Source organism: Paenibacillus sp. T2-29 (genome assembly GCF_052921365.1).
The window spans coordinates 412123-434135 of the sequence record NZ_JBREVE010000003.1; the positions used below are offsets into that span (position 1 = coordinate 412123).

The 22013-nt window shown below is 45.4% G+C and carries 18 protein-coding genes; all 18 read left to right on the forward strand.

What is annotated here, in order from left to right; genetic code table 11:
* Window positions 1-40 precede the first annotated feature (40 nt).
* Window positions 41-1489 (forward strand): proline--tRNA ligase, encoded by a 1449-nt coding sequence (proS, locus tag ACU1JV_RS11555; RefSeq protein ID WP_013370716.1) that lies wholly within the window; start codon window positions 41-43, stop codon window positions 1487-1489.
* 199 nt (window positions 1490-1688) lie between these two features.
* Window positions 1689-6005 carry a PolC-type DNA polymerase III gene (locus ACU1JV_RS11560; protein ID WP_013370717.1) on the forward strand — a complete coding sequence of 1439 codons (4317 nt, stop codon included), beginning with the start codon at window positions 1689-1691 and terminating at the stop codon, window positions 6003-6005.
* Window positions 6006-6320: 315 nt separating this feature from the next.
* Window positions 6321-6782, forward strand: a complete 462-nt coding sequence (rimP, locus tag ACU1JV_RS11565; RefSeq protein WP_013370719.1) for a ribosome maturation factor RimP — start codon at window positions 6321-6323, stop codon at window positions 6780-6782.
* A gap of 101 nt (window positions 6783-6883) precedes the next feature.
* Window positions 6884-7981 carry a transcription termination factor NusA gene (gene nusA / locus ACU1JV_RS11570; protein WP_013370720.1) on the forward strand — a complete coding sequence of 366 codons (1098 nt, stop codon included), beginning with the start codon at window positions 6884-6886 and terminating at the stop codon, window positions 7979-7981.
* Between the two features lie 23 nt (window positions 7982-8004).
* Entirely contained in the window at window positions 8005-8313 is a 309-nt protein-coding gene (gene rnpM, locus ACU1JV_RS11575; RefSeq protein ID WP_007430067.1) for an RNase P modulator RnpM, read from the forward strand.
* Window positions 8306-8629 (forward strand): L7Ae/L30e/S12e/Gadd45 family ribosomal protein, encoded by a 324-nt coding sequence (locus ACU1JV_RS11580; protein WP_007430068.1) that lies wholly within the window; start codon window positions 8306-8308, stop codon window positions 8627-8629. Before rnpM ends, ACU1JV_RS11580 begins: the two co-directional genes overlap by 8 nt.
* On the forward strand, window positions 8622-11147 hold the full coding sequence (gene infB / locus ACU1JV_RS11585) for a translation initiation factor IF-2 (protein WP_129549112.1): 2526 nt from the start codon (window positions 8622-8624) through the stop codon (window positions 11145-11147). The genes ACU1JV_RS11580 and infB overlap by 8 nt, the downstream gene beginning before the upstream one ends.
* A 20-nt stretch (window positions 11148-11167) precedes the next feature.
* Window positions 11168-11518: a 30S ribosome-binding factor RbfA gene (rbfA, locus tag ACU1JV_RS11590; protein ID WP_013370723.1), complete on the forward strand. Its 351-nt coding sequence runs from the start codon at window positions 11168-11170 to the stop codon at window positions 11516-11518.
* Between the two features lie 50 nt (window positions 11519-11568).
* A complete protein-coding gene (locus ACU1JV_RS11595) occupies window positions 11569-12546 on the forward strand; it encodes a DHH family phosphoesterase (RefSeq protein WP_058829489.1) in 978 nt (325 codons plus the stop codon).
* Entirely contained in the window at window positions 12543-13481 is a 939-nt protein-coding gene (gene truB / locus ACU1JV_RS11600) for a tRNA pseudouridine(55) synthase TruB (protein WP_013370725.1), read from the forward strand. The genes ACU1JV_RS11595 and truB overlap by 4 nt, the downstream gene beginning before the upstream one ends.
* Before the next feature lie 168 nt (window positions 13482-13649).
* Window positions 13650-14588, forward strand: a complete 939-nt coding sequence (locus ACU1JV_RS11605; RefSeq protein WP_025679739.1) for a bifunctional riboflavin kinase/FAD synthetase — start codon at window positions 13650-13652, stop codon at window positions 14586-14588.
* A gap of 132 nt (window positions 14589-14720) precedes the next feature.
* On the forward strand, window positions 14721-14990 hold the full coding sequence (gene rpsO, locus ACU1JV_RS11610; RefSeq protein WP_007430074.1) for a 30S ribosomal protein S15: 270 nt from the start codon (window positions 14721-14723) through the stop codon (window positions 14988-14990).
* A gap of 214 nt (window positions 14991-15204) precedes the next feature.
* On the forward strand, window positions 15205-17307 hold the full coding sequence (pnp, locus tag ACU1JV_RS11615) for a polyribonucleotide nucleotidyltransferase (protein WP_013370728.1): 2103 nt from the start codon (window positions 15205-15207) through the stop codon (window positions 17305-17307).
* A 217-nt stretch (window positions 17308-17524) separates the two neighbouring features.
* Window positions 17525-18532, forward strand: coding sequence for a polysaccharide deacetylase family protein (locus ACU1JV_RS11620; RefSeq protein WP_165079999.1), 1008 nt, complete (start codon window positions 17525-17527; stop codon window positions 18530-18532).
* Window positions 18533-18598: 66 nt separating this feature from the next.
* On the forward strand, window positions 18599-19858 hold the full coding sequence (locus ACU1JV_RS11625) for a M16 family metallopeptidase (RefSeq protein WP_165079998.1): 1260 nt from the start codon (window positions 18599-18601) through the stop codon (window positions 19856-19858).
* Window positions 19842-20288 (forward strand): dUTP diphosphatase, encoded by a 447-nt coding sequence (gene dut, locus ACU1JV_RS11630; protein ID WP_040101551.1) that lies wholly within the window; start codon window positions 19842-19844, stop codon window positions 20286-20288. Before ACU1JV_RS11625 ends, dut begins: the two co-directional genes overlap by 17 nt.
* Before the next feature lie 204 nt (window positions 20289-20492).
* Window positions 20493-21392 carry a dipicolinate synthase subunit DpsA gene (gene dpsA, locus ACU1JV_RS11635; RefSeq protein ID WP_040101550.1) on the forward strand — a complete coding sequence of 300 codons (900 nt, stop codon included), beginning with the start codon at window positions 20493-20495 and terminating at the stop codon, window positions 21390-21392.
* The gene (locus tag ACU1JV_RS11640; RefSeq protein WP_013370733.1) at window positions 21389-21982 is read left to right on the forward strand and encodes a dipicolinate synthase subunit B; all 594 of its coding nucleotides are present in this window, start codon (window positions 21389-21391) and stop codon (window positions 21980-21982) included. The genes dpsA and ACU1JV_RS11640 overlap by 4 nt, the downstream gene beginning before the upstream one ends.
* Window positions 21983-22013: the final 31 nt, after the last annotated feature.

Below are 22013 nucleotides of genomic sequence, written 5' to 3' on the forward strand. Positions count from 1 at the left end.
ACATTATAAAAATGGTCTGTATGGGAGGACATGCATTTCTATGTCGAACGATAAACAGTTTGTCGAGGAAATCACGCCGCAGAGCGAAGATTTTTCCCGATGGTATATTGATGTTATTAAAAAAGCAGAACTGATGGATTACTCGCCGGTTCGCGGGTGTATTGTATTCCGTCCCGATGGTTTTGAGATTTGGGAGCACATTAAGGAAGCTATGGACGTACGTTTCAGAGAAACGGGACATCGCAATGCTTATTTTCCAATGTTTATCCCAGAAAGCTTTTTCCAAAAAGAAAAAGAGCATGTGGAGGGATTTAATCCTGAACTGCCATGGGTGACTGAGGCTGGTGGGGAAAAGCTGGAAGAACGTCTCGCAATCCGTCCAACTTCGGAAACCATGATCGGTCATATGTACTCCAAATGGATTCAATCCTATCGTGATCTGCCTGTGCTCATTAACCAATGGGCTAATGTGGTGCGTTGGGAAAAACGTACGCTGCCTTTCTTGCGAACAAGTGAATTTTTGTGGCAAGAAGGTCACACAGCTCATGAAACAGAAGAAGAAGCACGTGAAGAAACGATGAAAATGCTGGAAGTTTATCGTGAGGTCATCGAGGAAGTTCTAGCTATTCCGGTTATAACTGGACAGAAAACACCTTCTGAAAAGTTCGCAGGTGCGAAGGATACATTTTCACTGGAAGCGATGATGAGAGATGGACGTGCGGTACAAGCTGGAACATCCCACTATATGGGAACTAACTTTGCCGTAGCATTTGACATTAAATATTTGAGTCGTGAAAACAACCTGGAATTCGCGCATACGACATCTTGGGGAACAAGTACACGTTTGATCGGTGCATTAATTATGGTCCATGGAGATGACCGTGGTCTTGCACTGCCTCCTAAAGTGGCACCTACTCAGGTTATTATGGTTCCTATTGGACCACCTAAGAAACGTGATGCAGTTATCGCTCGTGCAGATGAATTGTTTGCTGAGTTGAAACAAGCGGGTGTCCGTGTTAAAATGGACGACCGCAGTGATGTAAGTCCAGGCTGGAAATTTAATGAATATGAAATGCGCGGTGTACCGGTTCGTCTGGAGATCGGACCTCGTGATATGGAAAACGGTGTCTGTGTTCTTGTATCCCGTATCAGCGGTGAGAAAAAAATTGTACAACAGGACAATCTGCTTGAAGAAGTACACGCGATGCTCGCACAGGTACAACAAGAGATGTTTGACCGTGCGAAGAACTTCATGGAAGAAAACTTCTATTCCGTCGATACGTTGGATGAAATGAAGACTCTCATGGAAGAAAAACGTGGCTTTACTTTGGCTGGTTGGTGCGGATCTGAAGAATGTGAAGACAAAGTTAAAGAAGTGACAGGCGCTACAAGCCGTAACATACCGTTTAAAACAACTGAGCAAAAGACCACATGTTTGTGCTGTGGCAAACCAGCCAAGCATACAGTAGTGTTCGCACGGGCGTACTAATATAGAAGAGCAATACCCTATACTTACTTCATTCTCTTCGCCAACAGGAATAGCTGTTACTGGATAATATTCCGGACTATCTATATCGTTGTGATGAGGGTTGAAGAAGGCTACGAAAAGCTTTTGCGGTCGGAGATGTTTTAGACGCAGAAGCTTTTCATGTTTTCAGAATGGTAGATTGGAAATTGGGGGGAGAGCCATGGGCGGAGCTGAAGAAAAGAGAAAGCGGCTGGAGCTGCTGATGAAGCAGGTTGTAATGCCGGCGGGAGTGGTTGATCCTTATTTTTTGGACGGTTGGATTGATCAGGTTGAGATTAGCCGTACCAACAAGGATTGGAATATCACTATTGCCAAAGAGACACTGGTCCCCGCTCAGGTGTATCGTACGTTCTGTATTCAAGTACAGGAAAAAATGAGCCATATCGCTAAAATCACATTCCGCTTTCAGTACAGTGAGCAGGTTCAACCTGGTGATATTATCGGTGAATACTGGAAGCTTTTTTTAGAGTGGGTGCACCGTGAAATTCCATCTGTTAACGGTTGGATGAACCGGGCTGTGCATGAGTGGGAAGACGGTCTATTATTACTAACAATGAGCGATAGTATGTCATTGGAACTGGCGCGCAAAAAGCAGATAGATCAAGCTATTATTAAGTTTTACGATAAATATTTTGGGATCTCTATGCGCATTAAAGTCCAGGTGGGTGAAAGTAACCAGGAGGCATTACAGGAATTCCAGGAAAAGAAGATGCAAGAAGAACGCGAAGTTATTCAGCAGATGATGGAAAGTATGGAATCCGAGATGCCGCCTTTGGAAGAAGAAGAAGGAGACGTACGGCTTCAATTTGGTTATGACATCAAAGAACCGGCTATTCCGATGCAAGAGATTCAGGACGAAGAAAAGAAAGTCACCCTACAAGGAACAATCTTCGGTTTGGACAGTAAAGAATTGCGCAATGGCAGTACATTGTTTACGTATTATTTGACCGACTTTAGTGATTCCCTGCAAATGAAAATGTTTGCTAAAACTAAAGAAGATCTAAAAATTCTCAGTCTGTTGGCTAATGGTAAATGGGTCAAAGTGCGGGGAAGAGTTGAATATGACCGTTTTATGCAAATTCCCGAGCTGGTTATGATTCCTTCCGATCTAGTTGAAGTACAGGCTCCACCCGGACGTAAGGATAATGCAGCGGAAAAACGGGTTGAGTTTCATCTGCACACAAAGATGAGTGCAATGGATGCTGTCGCCTCGATTGATCAATATGTCAAAACAGCCGCCAAATGGGGGCACAAGGCGATTGCGGTCACCGATCATGGCGGTGTGCAATGCTACCCTGATGCCGCTAAGGCTGCAAAGAAAAATGGCATTAAGATGATCTACGGTGTTGAGGCCAATGTGGTTAATGATGCTGTTGAGGTTGTAATGCAGGCACAGCCATTAAATTTGAAAACAGCGACTTATGTCGTTTTTGATATTGAAACCACCGGTCTATCAGTTACACAAAATAAAATCATAGAGATTGCTGCTGTTAAAATGCATGAGGGCAAGGAAATTGATCGTTATGCAACCTTTGTCAATCCGCATGAACGTATACCATACAACATTCAGCAACTGACCAACATTAACGATGAAATGGTCAAGGATGCGCCGGATGTGGAACCTGTTATGAAGGAGTTCGTAGCTTTTGCTGGCGATGCTGTATTGGTTGCCCATAATGCGCGGTTTGATATCGGCTTTATCCAGGCCACCCTTCGAAAGATGGGTTTGCCCGAAATGACCAATCCGGTACTGGATACGCTCGAACTGGCTCGTTTACTGTTTCCAACAATGAAAAACCATCGTCTGAATACGTTGACGAGCAAATATAAAGTGGCACTAGAAAGTCATCACCGTGCTATTGACGATACAGTCGCACTGACTGAAGTGCTGAATGGCTTGCTGAATGATGCGGAACAAATTAAGGGATTAAAAATGCTCGATCGTCTGAATGATTATGTAGGTAAGGATCTATCGACTGTTCGTCCTTTCCACTGCTGCATTTATGCTCTCAATCCGGTTGGTAAAAAAAATCTGTACAAGCTGGTTTCCATGTCTCATACCGAATATTTCAAGCGTGTGCCTTGTATTCCTAAATCGAAATTGTCTGAGATGAGAGACGGATTGCTTATTATTTCTGGCTGTGAAAAAGGAGAATTCTTCGAGGCTGTGTTGAACAAGTCCGAGGAAGAAGCCGAGGAGATTGCACAGTTTTATGATGTGCTGGAGATTCAACCTTTGACGATGTATATGCATCTGGTGGAAAAGCAGCTTGTAAGCGGGCCTGATGCACTAAAAACGGCCATTCGCAAAGTATGCGACATAGGAAAACGCCTTGATAAGCCCGTAATTGCTACAGGCAATGTTCACTATTTGGAAACTCGCGATAAGCTGTACCGTGATATTACTATTCATGGCATTACCGGTTTTAGCCCGCTAAAGGACATCCGAAAGCCAGATGCTCATTTGCGGACAACGGATGAAATGCTGGCAGAGTTCGAGTTTTTGGGTGAGGAAAAAGCGTATGAAGTCGTTGTGAAAAACACTAGTGAGCTGGCAGAGCGTTTTGAAGAACTGGAACTGTTCCCCGACAAGCTTTTTACGCCATTGCTGGACGGAGCAGACGAGGAAATTCGTAATACATGCTATGAGACGGCTCGATCCATTTATGGTGAATCCTTACCTGAGGTTGTTGTAGCTCGCCTTGAAAAAGAATTGGAACCTATTATTAAATATGGTTTCTCCGCTAACTATCTCATTTCTGAACGTCTGGTTAAAAAGTCTAATCAGGATGGATACTTGGTAGGTTCACGGGGTTCTGTTGGTTCTTCTGTAGTTGCTACTTTTCTCGGTATTTCTGAGGTAAATCCACTGCCCGCCCATTATATTTGCGGTAATTCTGAATGTAGACACAGCGAATGGTTTTTGGATGGAAGTGTGCCGAGCGGTTTTGACTTGCCAGATAAAAACTGTCCGAATTGCGGTGGCAAGCTCAAGGGTGAGGGACAGGATATACCTTTTGAAACGTTCCTCGGTTTTAAAGGAGATAAAGTTCCCGATATTGACTTGAACTTCTCTGGTGAATATCAACCTGTTGCCCATAACTATACAAAAGTACTGTTTGGTGAAAAAAGTGTTTTCCGTGCAGGGACCATTGGTACAGTTGCTGAGAAAACGGCGTTTGGCTTTGCCAAAAAATATGAAGAGGCACATCATAAAAAATGGCGTGGAGCCGAGCTGAACAGGTTGGCTTCTGGTTGTACGGGTGTAAAACGTAGTACCGGACAGCATCCGGGCGGGATCGTTGTTGTTCCCGATTATATTGAGGTCGAGGACATTACACCGGTGCAGTATCCGGCTGATGATACGAGCTCGGAATGGAAAACGACGCATTTTGATTATCACGCTTTTGATGCGAACTTACTCAAGCTCGATATTCTGGGCCATGATGATCCGACCATGATGAGAATGCTTCAGGATTTGACCGGGGTTGACCCTACGACCATTCCAATGAATGATCCCAAGGTGATGAGCATGTTCAATTCCACGGAGGCACTCGGTGTAACACCGCAGCAGATTCGCACGCCTGTCGCCACCTATGGTGTACCAGAGATGGGGACAAAATTTGTACGCCAGATGCTGGTAGAGTCGCAGCCGAGTTCTTTTGCCGATTTACTGCAAATATCCGGTTTGTCTCACGGGACGGGTGTATGGCTAGGGAATGCACAAGAGTTGATTAAAAATAATACATGTAACATCAAGACCGTAATTGGTTGTCGGGATGATATCATGCTGTTTTTGATTTACAAGGCGGGGATGGATGCAGGTCTGGCCTTTAAAATTACGGAGAGCGTACGTAAAGGTAAAGGACTTAGTGCCGAATGGATTGAAGAAATGAAAAAATGCAAGGTGCCGCAGTGGTACATTGATTCCTGTCTAAAAATCCAGTACATGTTCCCGAAGGCGCATGCTGCAGCCTATGTTATTTCAGCCGTGCGTACAGCATATTTCAAGCTGTATCATCCGATCGAGTATTATGCAACTTACTTCTCAGTACGTGCAGCCGATTTTGATATTGACCTGTGCTGTCAGGGGTATGATGCGATCGCACGGAAGATTGTCGAAATTGAGCAGCTTGGTTTTCAGGCGCCACCTAAAGAAAAAGGGATGCTTCCAATCCTGGAGATGGCTTTGGAAATGACGGCTCGCGGGTTTAGTTTTAAATCCATTGATTTGTACCGTTCCGAAGCTACTCGTTTCAAAGTGGATGGGGACTCGCTCATTCCTCCGTTCGGAGCTCTTCAGGGTATTGGAGATAATGCAGCACGTAACATCGCAGCTGCCCGTGAACAAGGTGAATTTTTGTCCGTTGAGGATTTTCAACAGAAATCGAAGGCTAGTAAAACGATTGTCGAAATGCTGTCCCAGATGGGATGCTTTCGAGGTCTGCCAGAGAGTAATCAGCTGTCTCTGTTTTAATCTGAACCACAGTAGTCAAGCTCTGGCACTTGTCACATAACTACGGTTATGTTATAATTTTTTTGGTAATCATGGAGATAAAACCGTTGCTAAAAGAGTGGGGAAACCCACTCTTTACTGTTTGATATACAGGTACAACGTGAAAAAAAGGTTATTTTTGGGCAGGCAACCGGTACGCCGGTTTATTTGCAGTGAGCCCAAAATGAACATTACATCAAATGAAAATGAAAATGCCGGTGATGGAGAAGCATTGCCCACGGCAAGAGGGTATCTCTTTTTCACCACAGGAAAGTTCACTTTTGGAGGTTATAATCTTTGAGCACACCAAAGATCAAATCAGTAGTAGAAGAAATGGCCCAACCTTACCTCGATGAGCATGGTTTTGAACTGGTCGATGTCGAGTATGTCAAAGAGGGTAGCAATTGGTTTCTTCGTGTTTTTGTAGATAAAGACGGAGGAATTGATCTGGACGACTGTAGTATGATCAGTGAATATTTGGGTCAAAAGCTGGATGAAAATGACCCTGTTTCTACAGCATATTTTCTGGAGGTGTCTTCACCAGGCGCCGAGAGACCGCTGAAAAAAGCGGAGGATGTCACTAAAGCGGTAGGCAAAAACGTATTCGTTACTACATACGAGCCGATTAACGGTCTGAAGGAATTCGAAGGCCGTTTGCTTTCTTTTGAAGATGGGGAACTCACCGTCCAAAGTGGACAAAAGAAGCATACCATACCTTATGACAAGGTAGCCGGTGCAAGGCTCGCGATCATATTTTAATTCAGATTTGATTGTTGCTGTTTGACATGTACTACATGTTTTTTGCCTCGTGTGCCGACCAGTACGCAGGTGCCATCATTTGAAAGGGGGAGCAGTAATCCATGAGTATGGATTTTATTGAAGCAATGAACGAGTTGGAAAGAGAAAAGGGGATCAGTAAGGACGTGCTGTTTGAGGCCATTGAAGCAGCCCTGATCTCCAGTTACAAACGGAATTTCAATACCGCACAAAACGTGCGTGTTGATATGAACCGCAACTCGGGAGTCATTAAGGTATATGCCCGTAAGCTGATTGTTGAGGAGGTATTGGATCCTCGCACCGAGATTTCGTTGCCGGCAGCCCGTGAGATTAACCCACATTTTCAGTTGGAGGATGTTGCTGAAATTGAAGTCACACCACGTGATTTTGGACGGATTGCTGCACAAACAGCGAAGCAAGTCGTGACCCAGCGCATTCGCGAAGCGGAACGGGGACTGATCTACAACAAGTTTGTGGACAAGGAAGAGGATATTGTAACAGGAACTGTACAGCGCCAAGATCCACGCAATATTTATATTGATCTTGGCAAGGTGGAAGCAGTTCTTCCGTTGAGTGAGCTAATGCCTAATGAGAAATTCAACCATTTGGATCGGATTAAGGCTTATATTACCAAGGTGGAGAACACAACCAAAGGACCGCAAATTATGCTGTCCCGATCACATCCGGGTCTGCTTAAGCGTTTGTTCGAACTCGAAGTGCCTGAAATTTTTGACGGTGTTGTAGAGATTCGTTCCGTAGCGCGTGAAGCAGGCTTCCGTTCTAAAATCGCTGTTCATTCTCGTAACGCCGAGGTTGATCCGGTAGGTTCTTGTGTGGGACCAAGAGGAACGCGGGTGCAGACCATTGTAAACGAGCTGCGTGGCGAAAAAATCGACATTGTACGCTATTCTGATAATGTTGATGAATACGTGGCTAATGCTTTGAGTCCGTCCAAGGTGCTTGAAGTACAGGTGTTTGAAGAAGAGAAAATGGCTCGCGTTATAGTACCTGATTATCAGCTTTCTCTAGCTATTGGTATCAAAGGGCAAAATGCTCGCCTTGCTGCTAAGCTTACTGGCTGGAAAATTGATATTAAGAGTGAAACACAGGCGGAGGAAGAACTCGGCAGACCGAGAACATCCACCGATGAAATGCATCAGGATTCCGTTTCTGTAGATTAAGCGGAGTGTAGGGGGGTTAATGCATGAAACAGAGAAAGATACCTTTGCGCAAATGTGTCGCCTGTCATGAAATGATGCCAAAGAAGCAGTTAATCCGTGTCGTCAAAACCCCTGAAGACGAAGTGTTGATTGACTTGACTGGCAAAAAGTCGGGACGCGGCGCTTACTTGTGCGGCAAAGCCGCCTGCTTCAAGTTGGCTCAAAAGAGCAAGGCACTGGATCGAGCATTGAAGCACTCGGTCCATCCTGATATTTATGAGCAGCTAAGTCGTGATTTTGCTGCCGTCGAGGAAGAATTCCTGGCGGCACAAGGCAGCGTGCAGGATGAATAAGGCGCTGTCTGGATTGGGGCTTGCCATGAGAGCTGGCAAGTTGCTAACAGGTGATGAGATCGTTTATAAAGCGATCAGGTCTTCAGAAGCCAAGCTGGTCATTCTTGCGAAAGATGCTTCAATGAATACTCAAAAGAAATTCCGCGACAAATGCGGGACGTACAAAATCCCCTTATTGATAGGATTTGACCGGGAAAGCTTGGGAAGCAGCATCGGCAAACCTGAACGGGTCGTGCTGGCTGTGACGGATCAAGGATTCGCGAAATTGATCATGAAACATGCGGGGATAATGTCGGAGGTGGAGTATATTGAGTAAACAAGAAAGCAAAGACAAAGTGCGGGTATACGAATACGCCAAATCGTTGAACATGAGCAGCAAAGAAATTATCACCATTCTTAAACGGCTGGATATTCCCGTGAACAACCATATGAGCGTCATGGAACATGATGCCGTAGGTAAAGTGGAAAATTTTTTTAAGAATATTAAATCCAATGCTGCGGTCAAGCAAGGCGAAGCAGGTACGGCGCAAGTAAGCTCGAATCAGACCGGTTCAAGCCAGAATAGTAATCATTCAACGGAGCAAACCAAAAATCAACAGGAAAAGCAGGTAAGTATGAATAGGACAAACAACAACCAAAACAGTAATCGAAGCAGCGCTCCAAAAGCGCAAAGCAGTCAGCAGGGCGGTCAAAACCGCAGTCAACAAGGTTCTAGTAGACCAGTCGGCCAGCAAGGCACTCAGAACCGTAGTAATGGTCAACAGCAGGGAGGACAACAGCGTACCGGTAGCAATAACACAGGTTCACGTCCTCAGGGAAGCAGCCAGGGTGGTGCAGTAAGAACTTCTTCTTCGGCAGGAAGCAATAATTCCAACCGCAGTGGTGGCAGCCGTACAGGTGGCAACTCCAACAACAGCGGTAACCGTTCCGGTCAAGGACGTTTTGACGATAACCGTCAAGGCGGAGGACGCGGTGGTAACGGTGGTCGTGGAGGCAACAACCGTGGTGGAAACAATCGTGGTGGTAAATTCAACAACCGTGGTAAAGGTCAACAACTGGAGCGTCGCGAGAAAATCGACAACACGCCTAAGAAAATTATTGTGCGTGGTGAGATGACTGTAGGCGAAACAGCCAAGCTTCTTCACAAGGATGCTTCAGAAGTCATCAAAAAATTGATCATGCTCGGAACAATGGCGACCATCAACCAAGAACTGGATATGGATACCATTCTCTTGCTTGCTGGTGACTTTGGCGTCGAGGTAGAAGTGAAAATCCCAGTGGAAGAAGATCGTTTTGAAACTGTGGAAGAAAATGATGATCCAGCGGATTTGAGAACACGTCCACCGGTTGTAACAATTATGGGTCACGTCGATCATGGTAAAACAACTTTGCTGGATGCCATTCGCTCCACGAATGTAACAGGTGGTGAAGCTGGCGGTATTACACAGCACATTGGTGCATACCAAGTTGAAATTAACAGCAAAAAAATCACTTTCTTGGATACACCAGGTCACGAAGCCTTTACCGCTATGCGTGCACGTGGTGCTCAAGTAACAGATATGACGATTATTGTGGTTGCAGCTGATGACGGTGTTATGCCACAAACGGTTGAAGCCATTAGCCATGCAAAAGCAGCAGGTCTACCAATAATCGTAGCTGTAAACAAAATCGACAAACCGGATGCCAACCCGGACAAAGTAAAGCAAGAACTTACAGAATATGAATTGGTGCCCGAAGAGTGGGGCGGCGATACAATTTTTGTCAATGTTTCCGCTAAACAAAGAATGGGCCTGGAAGATTTGCTCGAAATGATTCTGCTCGTAGCTGAAGTGAATGAGTACAAAGCGAACCCAGATAAACGGGCACGTGGTACTATTATTGAGGCTGAGCTGGATAAAGGTCGCGGTTCTGTAGCCCGTATTCTCGTTCAAAACGGGACACTGAAAGTCGGCGATGCATTCGTAGCAGGTAACTGCTTCGGACGTGTACGTGCCATGGTTAACGATAAAGGTCGTCGTCTTAAGGAAGCAGGTCCTTCCACTCCAGTTGAAATTACTGGTCTGACAGAAGTTCCACTTGCAGGCGATCCGTTCATGGTGTTCGAGGATGAGCGTAAAGCTCGTGCTATCGCTGATAAACGTGCGATTACGCAACGTCAATCTGATCTGGGCAGTAATACCCGCGTAACGCTGGATGACCTGTTCCAACACATCAAGGATGGCGAGATGAAGGATCTGAACGTCATTATTAAAGGTGACGTACAAGGTTCTGTCGAAGCGCTGAAAGGCTCCTTGAACAAGATTGAAGTTGAAGGTGTACGCGTCAAAATTCTTCACAGTGGTGCAGGTGCAATCACCGAATCCGATATTATTTTGGCTGCGGCATCCAATGCTATTGTTATTGGATTTAACGTTCGTCCTGATAATCAGGCGAAATCTACAGCGGAAGCTGAAAAAGTGGACATTCGTCTGCATCGCGTTATTTACAATGTTATTGAAGAAATCGAGCAGGCTATGAAAGGCATGCTGGACCCTGAATATAAAGAAAATGTGATCGGTCACGCTGAAGTTCGTAACGTGTTTAAAGTTACTAAAGTCGGTACGATTGCTGGTTGTATGGTGACGTCCGGCAAAATTACTCGTTCAGCAGAAGCACGTCTGATTCGTGATGGTATCGTTATTTTTGAAGGTAAAATCGACTCACTGAAACGCTTTAAGGACGACGCAAAAGAAGTTGCCCAAGGTTACGAATGTGGTATCACCCTTGATGGTTATAATGATGTTAAGGAATCCGACATTATTGAAGCGTTCGTCATGGAAACAGTGGAGCGCTAACGGCAGAGAGGTGAGCACCCATGGCTAAAATACGTACAGGTCGAGTTGGCGAGCAGATTAAGAAGGAACTAAGCCTACTCATACAGACCGAATTAAAAGACCCACGTATCGGTTTTATTACGGTGACTGGTGTCGATGTCACAAACGATTTGTCCCAAGCGAAAGTATACTTGAGCGTACTTGGAGATGAAGAACAAAAAACTTCTTCTCTGAAGGCGCTGGACAAAGCGAACGGTTATCTCCGTTCTGAACTTGGCAAACGGATACGGCTTCGCCATATTCCTGAGCTGATTTTCAAAATTGACGAATCTATTGCTTATGGCAGCCGAATTGAAAAGCTGTTGAGTGATATCGACAAGGATGAGAAATAGGAATTTTTGTTAGTCTGAAGAACCATGAACTGAATGTAAAGGAGACGGCAATGCATACCTATGAACAGGCGCTTCAACAAGCGAAGGAATTTATTCTGGAGCATGATGATTACCTGATCGTATCGCATGTACAGCCGGACGGAGACGCAGTCAGCTCCACCGTAACGGTGGGCTGGCTTCTCTCATGTCTGGGGAAGAAATTTACCATGCTGAATGAGGGACCTATTCCTAAACGCATGGATTTTTTATGGCATGCCGATGAGATTATGGATATGAGTCAACAACCGCCAGAACGGAAATACAACCGGATCATTTGTGTAGATTGTGCGGATTACCGTCGTGTTGGTTTGACAGAGCAGTTTTTTACGGAAGATGCCATTATTCTGAATATCGATCATCATCCAACGAACGATGCTTATGGTACGGTTAATGTGATTAAGTCAGATGCTGCGGCAACAGCGGAAATCCTTTTTGATTTATTGGAAAAGTTTGCAGTAACTTGGGATGTCGAAGTAGCAACAGCTGTATATACAGGGTTGTTAACAGATACGGGAGGCTTCCGCTACTCCAATACTTCACCGAAAGTGATGTCTACGGTATCACAGCTACTTGCTTATGGTGTAGATGGCCCATTTTTGTCCGAGAAATTGCTCGAGGAAATGACATTTCCCCAAATGAAAGTACTAACCAAAGCATTGCAAACGCTCACGATGTCGGAGGACGGTAAAGTTGCTTGGGTCGTTGTAACACCTGATGATATGACGGAATGTGGTGCTGTAAATGAGGACTTGGAAGGCATCGTGAATTATCCAAGAAATATTCGTGGGGTTGAAGTCGGCATTTTCTTTAAAGTTATTAATGATCAAGCGACCAAGGCTAGTTTGAGATCGGCAGGGAATGTTGATGTAGCTGCGCTGGCTCAATCATTTGGGGGCGGCGGACATGTACGTGCGGCTGGCTGTCGACTAGAGGGTAAGCTGGGAGATATCATTGAGACAGTTGTAGGGCGGGTGAAGTCAGAGCTATGAACCCAATAAAGAAGGAACAGGCAACTTGGGAAGGTGTTCTACCTGTTTATAAACCTGCTGGATTTACCTCTCATGATGTGGTGGCCAAGGCTCGCCGTTTATTGGGGATGAAGCGAATAGGACATACTGGGACACTAGATCCGCAGGTAACCGGTGTTCTGCCCTTGTGTCTGGGACGCGCCACCCGAGTGGTGGAGTACATGCAAGAGCGACCCAAGGAATACCGGGCTACACTGCGCTTAGGCATTGCCACTGATACCGAAGACCTGACTGGGACAATAACAGAAGAGAGCGAACGTCCGGTTGAGGTGACCGAAATGGAAGCCAAAGCGGTTTTGGAGCGTTTCGTTGGTACGATCTCCCAAGTCCCACCCATGTACTCTGCCCTCAAAGTAGATGGAAAACGTCTATACGAGCTGGCTCGAGAGGGCAAAACCGTGGAGCGTAAAAGTCGTGAAGTGAGCATTTACGAGCTGGAAATGACGGGATTTGCGAAGATGGGGGCGCATGTGGATATTTCTTTTCGTGCTTTATGCTCCAAAGGTACTTACATCCGTACACTATGTGTTGATATTGGCCGTGAATTGGGATATCCTTCAACAATGGTTAAGCTGGAGCGAACCATGTCTGCGGGAATTTCTGCAGAACATTGTTTAACATTTGAAGAAATTGAGCGCTATGTAGCCGATGGTAGCCTAGGTGAGCGGCTTATCGCCACCGATAAAGCAATTGACTATATGCCTGAGCATACAGTGGCTGAATCCAAGGCAGCTGCGGCTCTGCAAGGCCAACGCCTGTCGCTGAGTATGATTTCACCACCAGTGACAGACAACCAGCCTTTCCGATTATATAAAGAGGATAAAACGTTTTTAGGCATATATGGACGGGATGAATCAGGTGCGATCGCTCCAATTAAAGTTTTTTTAAGTTTGTAGAATTTATAAATTTTCAGCGGAGCTGAATCATTCTATAATCGCCAGAGATTTTCTCCTAGACTGCGGCCTGGCTTCTGTGAAATTATGCTGATAGACGTTTTTCACCTTGAATTGTGCTATAATTTTTGACGAAGTTAGTCAAATGATGTGAAATGCAGGTGAATGAATATGATTACCGTATCGTTATCTTATCCTTTGAGTGATGAGCTATTGCAGCAATGGGGACGTCCACAAGTCACGGCGATCGGCCAGTTCGACGGCCTTCATCTGGGACATGCAAGCGTGATACGCAAGGCCGTCGCGCTCGCTCGCGAACAGAAAGTGCCAGTATCTGTCATGACATTTCACCCTCATCCGAAGGAAGTCATGAAAAAAGGCGATTATGAAGGTTATTTAACACCGCTTGCGGATAAGCAGACTATTCTGTCCGATATGGGTGTGGATGTACTTTATATTTTAAGTTTTAACGAAGAATTTTCCAAGGTTAGCCCGGAGGCTTTTATAACAGACGTGTTACTTCCATTACAAATTCTAACGGCGGTAGTAGGTTTTGATTTTAGGTTTGGCCACCGGGGAGCCGGGCATGAGGATACGCTTCGGAAGCTGGGAGGAGAGCTGATGTCTGTCTACACTGTACCACCGTTCGAACTGGATGGGGATAAGGTAAGCAGCTCAGGCATTCGCCGTGCTTTACAGACGGGGGATTTAGCACATGCCTCGCGCTGGTTGGGACGCCCTTATCGTATCCAGGGTACTGTGATGGATGGTGAGAAGCGCGGACGCACAATCGGTTTTCCGACAGCTAATCTCAAGCTGGATGATTCTTATGTCATTCCGGTTAAGGGTGTATATGCTGTACGAGCGCTCATAGGTGATCATTGGATAAATGGTGTAATGAATGTAGGGGTTAAGCCTACTTTTCATGAAGGTGTGCTGAATCCGTCGTTTGAGGTACATCTTTTTGATTTTAATCAACAAATTTATGGGGAGTCTGTGCTCGTTGAGCTTCACCATTACATCCGCCCTGAACGCAAATTCTCTTCAGTGGATGAACTGATCAGCCAAATTGGCAATGACGCACAAACGGCTAAAAAGCTGTTGGGCTAATTTATTTACATAAGACAGGCGCTGTGTTATACTGACTTATGTTGTGTAAACAACGATGAACCTTAGCTTGGTTGTCCGCTTTCACCGGCGGTTACGAGGCTAATGGCGATTATAATGAAGGAGGTGAACAGGATGGCATTGACTCAAGAGCGTAAACAGCAATTGATCGAGGAGTACAAAACTCATGAATCCGATACAGGATCACCTGAGGTACAAATCGCTATCCTTACTGAAAACATCGTCAACTTGCAAAGTCACTTTCGTTCGCACAAGAAAGACCATCACTCCCGCCGCGGGTTGTTGAAAATGGTCGGTCAGCGTCGTAAACTTTTGGCTTACCTGAAGAAGACTGATGTTAAACGTTACAGTGCGTTGATCGAGCGTCTCGGACTGCGTCGTTAATTTTCAGACATGTAATGAGAAAAGAAGCCTGGTTGTTCACCGCTTGTCCCTGCTAAGGCGACGGCGGACAGCAGCCGGGTTCTTTTTTGAAATGAGGAATCTTTTTTTGAATTACATATCCTATTTTGTCTGTGAATTTCTTATGAATAAGACCTGCGCAGGAAATACTGGATGTGTATAGAACTTTTACAATGAAATGAAATGGAGGGATACCATGGAGCAACGCGTAGAAATGCAACTCGGCGGAAGAAAGCTGGTGCTTGAAACAGGACGTCTTGCAAAACAAGCCAATGCGGCAGTTAAGGTGAGTTACGGAGAAACAGTTGTGCTGTGTACTGTGACCGCTTCCCGTGAACCGAAAGATTTGGACTTTTTTCCGCTGACCGTGAACTATGAGGAAAGATTGTATGCTGTGGGGAAAATTCCTGGCGGATTTATTAAGCGTGAAGGACGCCCGAGTCAAAAGGCGATTTTATCCAGTCGTTTGACAGACCGTCCAATTCGCCCATTGTTCCCTGAAGGTTTCCGCAATGATGTGCAGGTGTTAAACCTAGTCATGAGTGTTGATCAGGATTGCGAACCAGAAATTGCAGCCATGATTGGAACCTCAGCAGCACTCAGTATTTCGGATGTTCCTTTTAACGGTCCAATTGGCGGAGTTGCTGTAGGTCGTGTAAACGGACAATTTGTGATTAATCCAGATATTGCACAGCAAAACACAAGCGATCTGTATCTCGTTGTAGCTGGAACAAAAGATGCCATTATGATGGTAGAAGCAGAAGGCGATGAGATTCCAGAGGAAGTTATGCTCGAAGCTATTATGTTCGGACATGATGAGATTAAGAACATTGTGGCAGTTATTGAACAATTGGTGCAAGTAGCAGGTAAAGAGAAAATGCAGGTTAAGCTGCATGCTGTTGATGAAAAAGTGAACAGTGAAGTACGTGCTTATGCAGCTGATCGTTTGGTGGAAGCCGTTAAAATTGCAGAAAAACATGCCCGTCAAGAGGCGATTGATGCAGTTAACGAAGAGACCGTTGCCCATTTTGAAGCACAATACATAGAGACACCTGAGCTTTTGAGTGATGTGAGCGAAGTTCTCTATGATATCGTTAAAGAAGAAGTCCGTCGTCTGATTACGCATGATAAAGTGCGCCCTGATGGTCGTAAGCTTGACGAAATTCGTCCAATTGAAAGCGACACTAGCATTTTGCCGCGTACGCACGGTTCAGGCTTGTTTACACGTGGGCAAACGCAGGCGCTTAGCGTTTGTACTCTTGGTGCACTAGGGGATGTACAAATTCTGGACGGTATTGATCTGGAAGAAACCAAACGCTTCATGCATCATTACAATTTCCCTCCATTCAGCGTAGGTGAGGCTCGTCCATTGCGCGCGCCGGGTCGTCGTGAAATCGGACATGGTGCTCTTGGTGAGCGTGCGCTTTCCAAAGTAATTCCTTCCGAAACTGAATTTCCGTACACGATCCGTCTGGTTTCCGAAGTGCTGGAATCGAATGGATCGACCTCACAAGCTAGTATTTGTGCAAGCACACTGGCGATGATGGATGCAGGTGTACCGATTAAAGCTCCAGTTGCAGGCGTAGCTATGGGATTGATCAAGGATGGAGATCATGTTTCCGTACTGACGGATATTCAGGGTATGGAAGATCATCTGGGCGATATGGACTTTAAAGTTGCTGGTACTGCGGAAGGCGTAACTGCCATTCAAATGGATATTAAAATTGACGGTATTGACCGCAATATTTTACAGGATGCGCTCAAGCAAGCCAGAGAAGGACGTTTGTTCATTCTTGGAAAAATGATGGAAGCGATCCAGAAACCACGTGAGCAATTGTCTCCGTATGCTCCAAAAATTATGACAATGCACATTAACCCGGACAAAATCCGTGATGTTATTGGAGCTGGTGGTAAAATCATCAACAAGATCATCGAAGAAACCGGCGTGAAAATCGATATTGAACAAGATGGTCGTGTGTTCATCGCTTCTACAAATCAAGAGATGAATGAGAAGGCGCGTTCCATTATTGAAGGTATCGTAAAAGAAGTCGTGGTCGGCGAGATTTACATCGGTACAGTCAAACGAATTGAAAAATTCGGCGCATTTGTTGAAATTTTACCGGGTAAAGATGGTCTGGTTCATATTTCTCAACTGTCTACTGAGCGTGTAGCCAAAGTTGAAGATGTCATTGCTATTGGTGATACGATTACAGTGAAAGTAACTGAAATCGATCAGCAAGGTCGTGTCAATTTGTCCCGTAAGGCAGTACTGACGGCTGAAGCTCCTGCTAAGTCCTAGGTTGTGGTTCGCATACCACAGGGAGTCTATACGTTTGTACAAAATAAGGGGTTTGAATAGCATTAATTAAGTTTTTGGAAAGAGGCAGAGCTACGTTTCTGGCTCTTTTTTCATACATATGCACAAGCTGCACCCAAGTGGGCTTTTATAGCTTACTACGTCATAGATCTTGTCCTTCTCGCATACAATGTGGACAAACGAGCGGGAGGATGAAGGAATGATGAGTAGGGTGAAACGAGCAGTGTGGGTGGTAGTCACTTTAGCCATCACACTGGTAATTGGGCAGTTTAGCGGGGTTCGTGACTACGCTAGTCAATTACGCAATGGAGACGCTACAGGAGCCGAAGAGCTTGAAGCTACACCCACGATGGCGGTAGTAGCCTTGCCTGATAATGCGCTTATGCAGCGACTAAAGACAGAAGCAACGCGTCAGCGAAGAGAACCAGTTGATGCTAAGATAGACAGGGTATGGAAGGCTATTCCAGGTTATAACGGACTGGAGGTCGATCTGGATGCTACCTATCGCAAAGCCATTGCAGCTCCAGATCGGCCTATTCAATATGTATATCGCCAATTGGCACCCAAAATACATTTAAATCAACTGGGTAATGTTCCAATTTACAGGGGCAATCCTGAAAAACCAATGGTTTCCTTCATGATCAACGTAGCATGGGGGAATGAGTTTATCGTGCCTATATTGGATACATTGGATCAGGAGAAGGTTAAGGCTACATTTTTTCTTGATGGAAGTTGGCTGAAGAAAAATCCTGAACTCGCCAAGGAAATTCAAAGAAGAGGGCATGAGCTTTCGAATCATGCTTACTCTCATCCTAATATGAGTCGTTTGAGCCGAGCCAGAGCCGTACAAGAAATCGAAAAGACGGAAGAGCTTCTTCAACAAACTTTAGGTGTCAAAAATAATTGGTTTGCCCCTCCATCGGGTGACTTTAATCAACAAACAGTGGATATAGCAGCAGAACATGGGCTCAAAACAGTGTTGTGGACATTGGACACCGTAGATTGGAAACATCCGTCACCGCAATCGGTGGTTCATAAAATTAACAGCAAGGTTGAGTCAGGCTCCCTGATATTGATGCACCCAACAGATTCGTCTGCTGCTGCTCTCAAAGGCATGATTCATGCCATCCGTAGTAAAGGACTTGTACTTGGAACTGTTAGTCAGACGCTTTCCCCTGATCGGCAGCTACCAGCTCCGGTTGAGTGAATGTCTTTTTTCTGTTAGGATTGAACATTATGGCTAAGTATGCAATTCAGTTTAGGAGGGCCAAGCGTGGAAAGAATTCAACTTAAAAACGGCCTAAGAGTGGTCATCGAAAAAATTCCAACCGTGCGTTCTGTTTCTTTCGGCATCTGGGTTAAAACCGGTTCCCGGAACGAAACATCGGACAATAGCGGTATTTCTCATTTTATTGAACACATGCTTTTCAAAGGAACAGAGCGTTTTAGTGCTAAGGAAATCGCTGAGCAATTTGACGCCATCGGAGGAAATGTTAATGCTTTCACTTCGAAGGAATATACGTGCTATTATGCAAAAGTGCTAGATGAGCATCTACCGATCGCAGTCGATGTACTGTCTGATATGTTCTTTAATTCCAAATTGGATCAGGAAGAGCTAGCAAGGGAGAAAAATGTGATTTTGGAGGAAATCTCCATGTACGAGGACACACCTGATGATATGGTGCACGATCTTGTTTCTCGCGCGGCCTATGGTGAGCACCCACTGGCTTATCCAATTCTCGGAACCGAAGATCACCTGCTAGCTATGGATAGCTCACATCTCAGCCATTATATGAAGGAGCACTATACAATTGATAATACAGTTATCAGTGTGGCTGGTAATGTTGACGATCGTCTTGTAGAATTGCTGGAGCAACATTTTGGGCATTTCGATAATCATGGAACCTTTTCGCCACTGACAGTACCTGCGTTTAACGGTCAGCTGTTGTACCATGAGAAAGCAACGGAGCAGAATCACATTTGTCTATCCCTGCCTGGATTTGCAATAGGCGACGATCTCCAGTATGCTATGGTTTTGCTGAATAACGCGATCGGCGGGGGCATGAGCTCACGTTTATTTCAAGAAATTCGTGAAAAACGCGGACTGGCTTATTCGGTCTATTCCTATCATAGCTCCCATGCAGATAGTGGAATGTTCACGATCTACGCAGGCACCGCTCCTAAGCAAACAAAGGATGTGCTCGATTTGACACTGGAGTTGTTGCGAGATGTAGCTGTCAACGGTTTGGACGCTAATGAGCTTCGCAAAGGCAAGGAGCAGCTAAAAGGAAGTCTGATTTTAAGCCTTGAGAGCACTGGTAGCCGGATGAACCGTCTTGGAAAGAATGAGTTAATGTTGGGTCAGCATTATACGCTGGATCAAATGATTGAACACATCGAGCAAGTAACGGCTGATGATGTGAACAAAGTGCTGGATCGGATGTTTTCGGAGCCGTTTGCTCTGTCAATGGTCGGATCGAGTGATTCAGCGGTTAAGGATATGAGGAGGGACTATTTTGTTAGCTTACGTTGAAATTAACAGACTCGGGGGCAATGAAGATATTGAGCTGCCCCGCAAAATGTCAGAGCTTGCATCTGGGTTTGACTTGTATGCAGCAGTGCAGGAGGATTTGGTTCTGGAACCTGGCAAACGATGTCTCGTTCCAACTGGATTTGCAATAGCTATGCCAGCAGGATTAGAGGCACAAATCCGTCCGCGTAGTGGACTGGCTCTCAAGCATGGTATTACTTGTCTTAACACACCTGGGACGATTGATGCAGATTATCGTGGGGAGATTAAGGTGCTCCTTATCAATTTAGGCGAGGAACCGTTCACCATTACGCGCAATGAGCGAATTGCACAAATGGTATTTCAGGTTGTGCCTGAGGTCGAGCTGAAACAAGTAGACCATTTGTCTGAAACAGTGCGGGGTGCTGGTGGGTTTGGTCATACAGGACGCTGAGTCTACGATTTACTTGCAAAACCTGTAATCCAACAATGTAATCCAATTGTCATTTTGCAAAAACTTCAATATTACTCGTTTAAGAGTAAAGCATATACATAAAAGTCGTCCCGTAGAGGGGCGGCTTTTTTTGTGTTTTTTCACCCCTCTCCGGGCATCTGCATAGACTAAAAGCATATCGTGTCTCGGAAAGGAGTGATCCGGATGCTAACAGGAATGCGCATCGTTGTTTTGGGTGGAGATGCGAGGCAGCTTGAGGTAATCCGCAAATGTGTGGACATGGATGCTACCGTCACCGTGGTCGGCTTTGACATGCTTGAAGTACCACTCAAAGGAGTCACACTAGAACCCATGTCTGTCAAGCTGCTGGAATCGTCAGACGCACTGATTCTACCGGTGGTGGGATGCGATGAGGAAGGCAACGTAAATGCACTTTTCGGAGCACAGAAGCTCCAGTTTCTGAATGAGCATGCTGCTGCTCTTCCACCGCATTGCGTTGTATATACAGGGATGGCGCGAGCGTACTTAAAAGAAATATGTACCAGACATGAATTGAAGCTGGTTGAGCTGCTGGAAAGAGATGATGTGGCCATATACAATTCTATACCTACGGCTGAAGGCGCACTGATGATGGCAATTCAGCATACTGATTTTACGATTCATGGTGCAGATTGTATGGTTCTAGGCATGGGACGGACTGGATTTACCATGGCAAGGGCACTACAGGGATTGGGAGCCAAAGTGAAGGTTGGAGTACGGCGGGCAGAGGATGCAGCGAGAGCTGTAGAAATGGGTTGGAAGCCTTTTATGACGAGGGATTTAGCGAATGAGACAAAGGGAGTTGACTTGATTTTTAATACGATACCCTCTATGATTATCACAGCGCAAATCCTGTCTAAATTGCCACTAAGCACCGTGATTATAGATCTTGCTTCTGCCCCGGGCGGTTGTGATTTCCGGTATGCGGAAAAACGAGGAATTACGGCTATGCTTGCCCCCGGTCTTCCCGGTATTGTTGCTCCCAAAACTGCTGGTACCATTATAGCGAATACGCTGGTGCAGTTGTTAATGGAAGATAATCCTGATCGGGGGGATGCGCAATGAGTTGGCAAGGGAAAACAGTAGGTTATGCCATTACAGGCTCACATTGCACGTTTGAAGAGGTAATGCCTGTTATACAGCGCTTCGTAGATGAGGGTGCGAAGGTCGTTCCGATTATATCCAATACCGTACTAACAACGGATACTCGTTTCGGTACTTCGCAAAGTTGGCAAAAACAGTTGAAAGATATAACAGGGAATGATATCATTTCTACAATTGTGGAGGCTGAGCCACTGGGACCCTCCCAAATGCTCGATGTGCTGGTGATTGCACCGTTGACGGGGAATTCGATGAGTAAGTTAGCGAATGCGATGACAGACAGTCCGGTTTTAATGGCTGCCAAGGCGCAATTACGCAATGGTCGTCCACTTCTTTTAGCCATATCTACTAATGATGGACTTGGTCTAAATGCTGCTAATATCGCCAAGTTACTAGTAGCCAAAAACATCTTTTTTGTGCCGTTCGGACAGGATAATCCAGTTAAAAAGCCGAACTCGCTTGTAGCCAATATGGAGTTGATTCCAGAGGCTGCCTATGAAGCATTGCAGGGCAAACAGATTCAGCCGATGATTGTGGAACGCAAGACCCCATGAAGTACTATAGTTAACTGCTGAGCATCCCTCG

Bases quoted from the DNA above. Each gene is read 5' to 3' on its own strand.
- ACU1JV_RS11605 (WP_025679739.1), top strand. From the start codon at position 13,650: ATGATTACCGTATCGTTATCTTATCCTTTGAGTGATGAGCTATTGCAG.
- ACU1JV_RS11595 (WP_058829489.1), top strand. From the start codon at position 11,569: ATGCATACCTATGAACAGGCGCTTCAACAAGCGAAGGAATTTATTCTG.
- rnpM (WP_007430067.1), top strand. From the start codon at position 8,005: ATGAAACAGAGAAAGATACCTTTGCGCAAATGTGTCGCCTGTCATGAA.
- nusA (WP_013370720.1), top strand. From the start codon at position 6,884: ATGAGTATGGATTTTATTGAAGCAATGAACGAGTTGGAAAGAGAAAAG.
- ACU1JV_RS11640 (WP_013370733.1), top strand. From the start codon at position 21,389: ATGAGTTGGCAAGGGAAAACAGTAGGTTATGCCATTACAGGCTCACAT.
- ACU1JV_RS11620 (WP_165079999.1), top strand. From the start codon at position 17,525: ATGATGAGTAGGGTGAAACGAGCAGTGTGGGTGGTAGTCACTTTAGCC.
- pnp (WP_013370728.1), top strand. From the start codon at position 15,205: ATGGAGCAACGCGTAGAAATGCAACTCGGCGGAAGAAAGCTGGTGCTT.
- rpsO (WP_007430074.1), top strand. From the start codon at position 14,721: ATGGCATTGACTCAAGAGCGTAAACAGCAATTGATCGAGGAGTACAAA.
- dpsA (WP_040101550.1), top strand. From the start codon at position 20,493: ATGCTAACAGGAATGCGCATCGTTGTTTTGGGTGGAGATGCGAGGCAG.
- ACU1JV_RS11560 (WP_013370717.1), top strand. From the start codon at position 1,689: ATGGGCGGAGCTGAAGAAAAGAGAAAGCGGCTGGAGCTGCTGATGAAG.
- ACU1JV_RS11580 (WP_007430068.1), top strand. From the start codon at position 8,306: ATGAATAAGGCGCTGTCTGGATTGGGGCTTGCCATGAGAGCTGGCAAG.
- truB (WP_013370725.1), top strand. From the start codon at position 12,543: ATGAACCCAATAAAGAAGGAACAGGCAACTTGGGAAGGTGTTCTACCT.
- rbfA (WP_013370723.1), top strand. From the start codon at position 11,168: ATGGCTAAAATACGTACAGGTCGAGTTGGCGAGCAGATTAAGAAGGAA.
- proS (WP_013370716.1), top strand. From the start codon at position 41: ATGTCGAACGATAAACAGTTTGTCGAGGAAATCACGCCGCAGAGCGAA.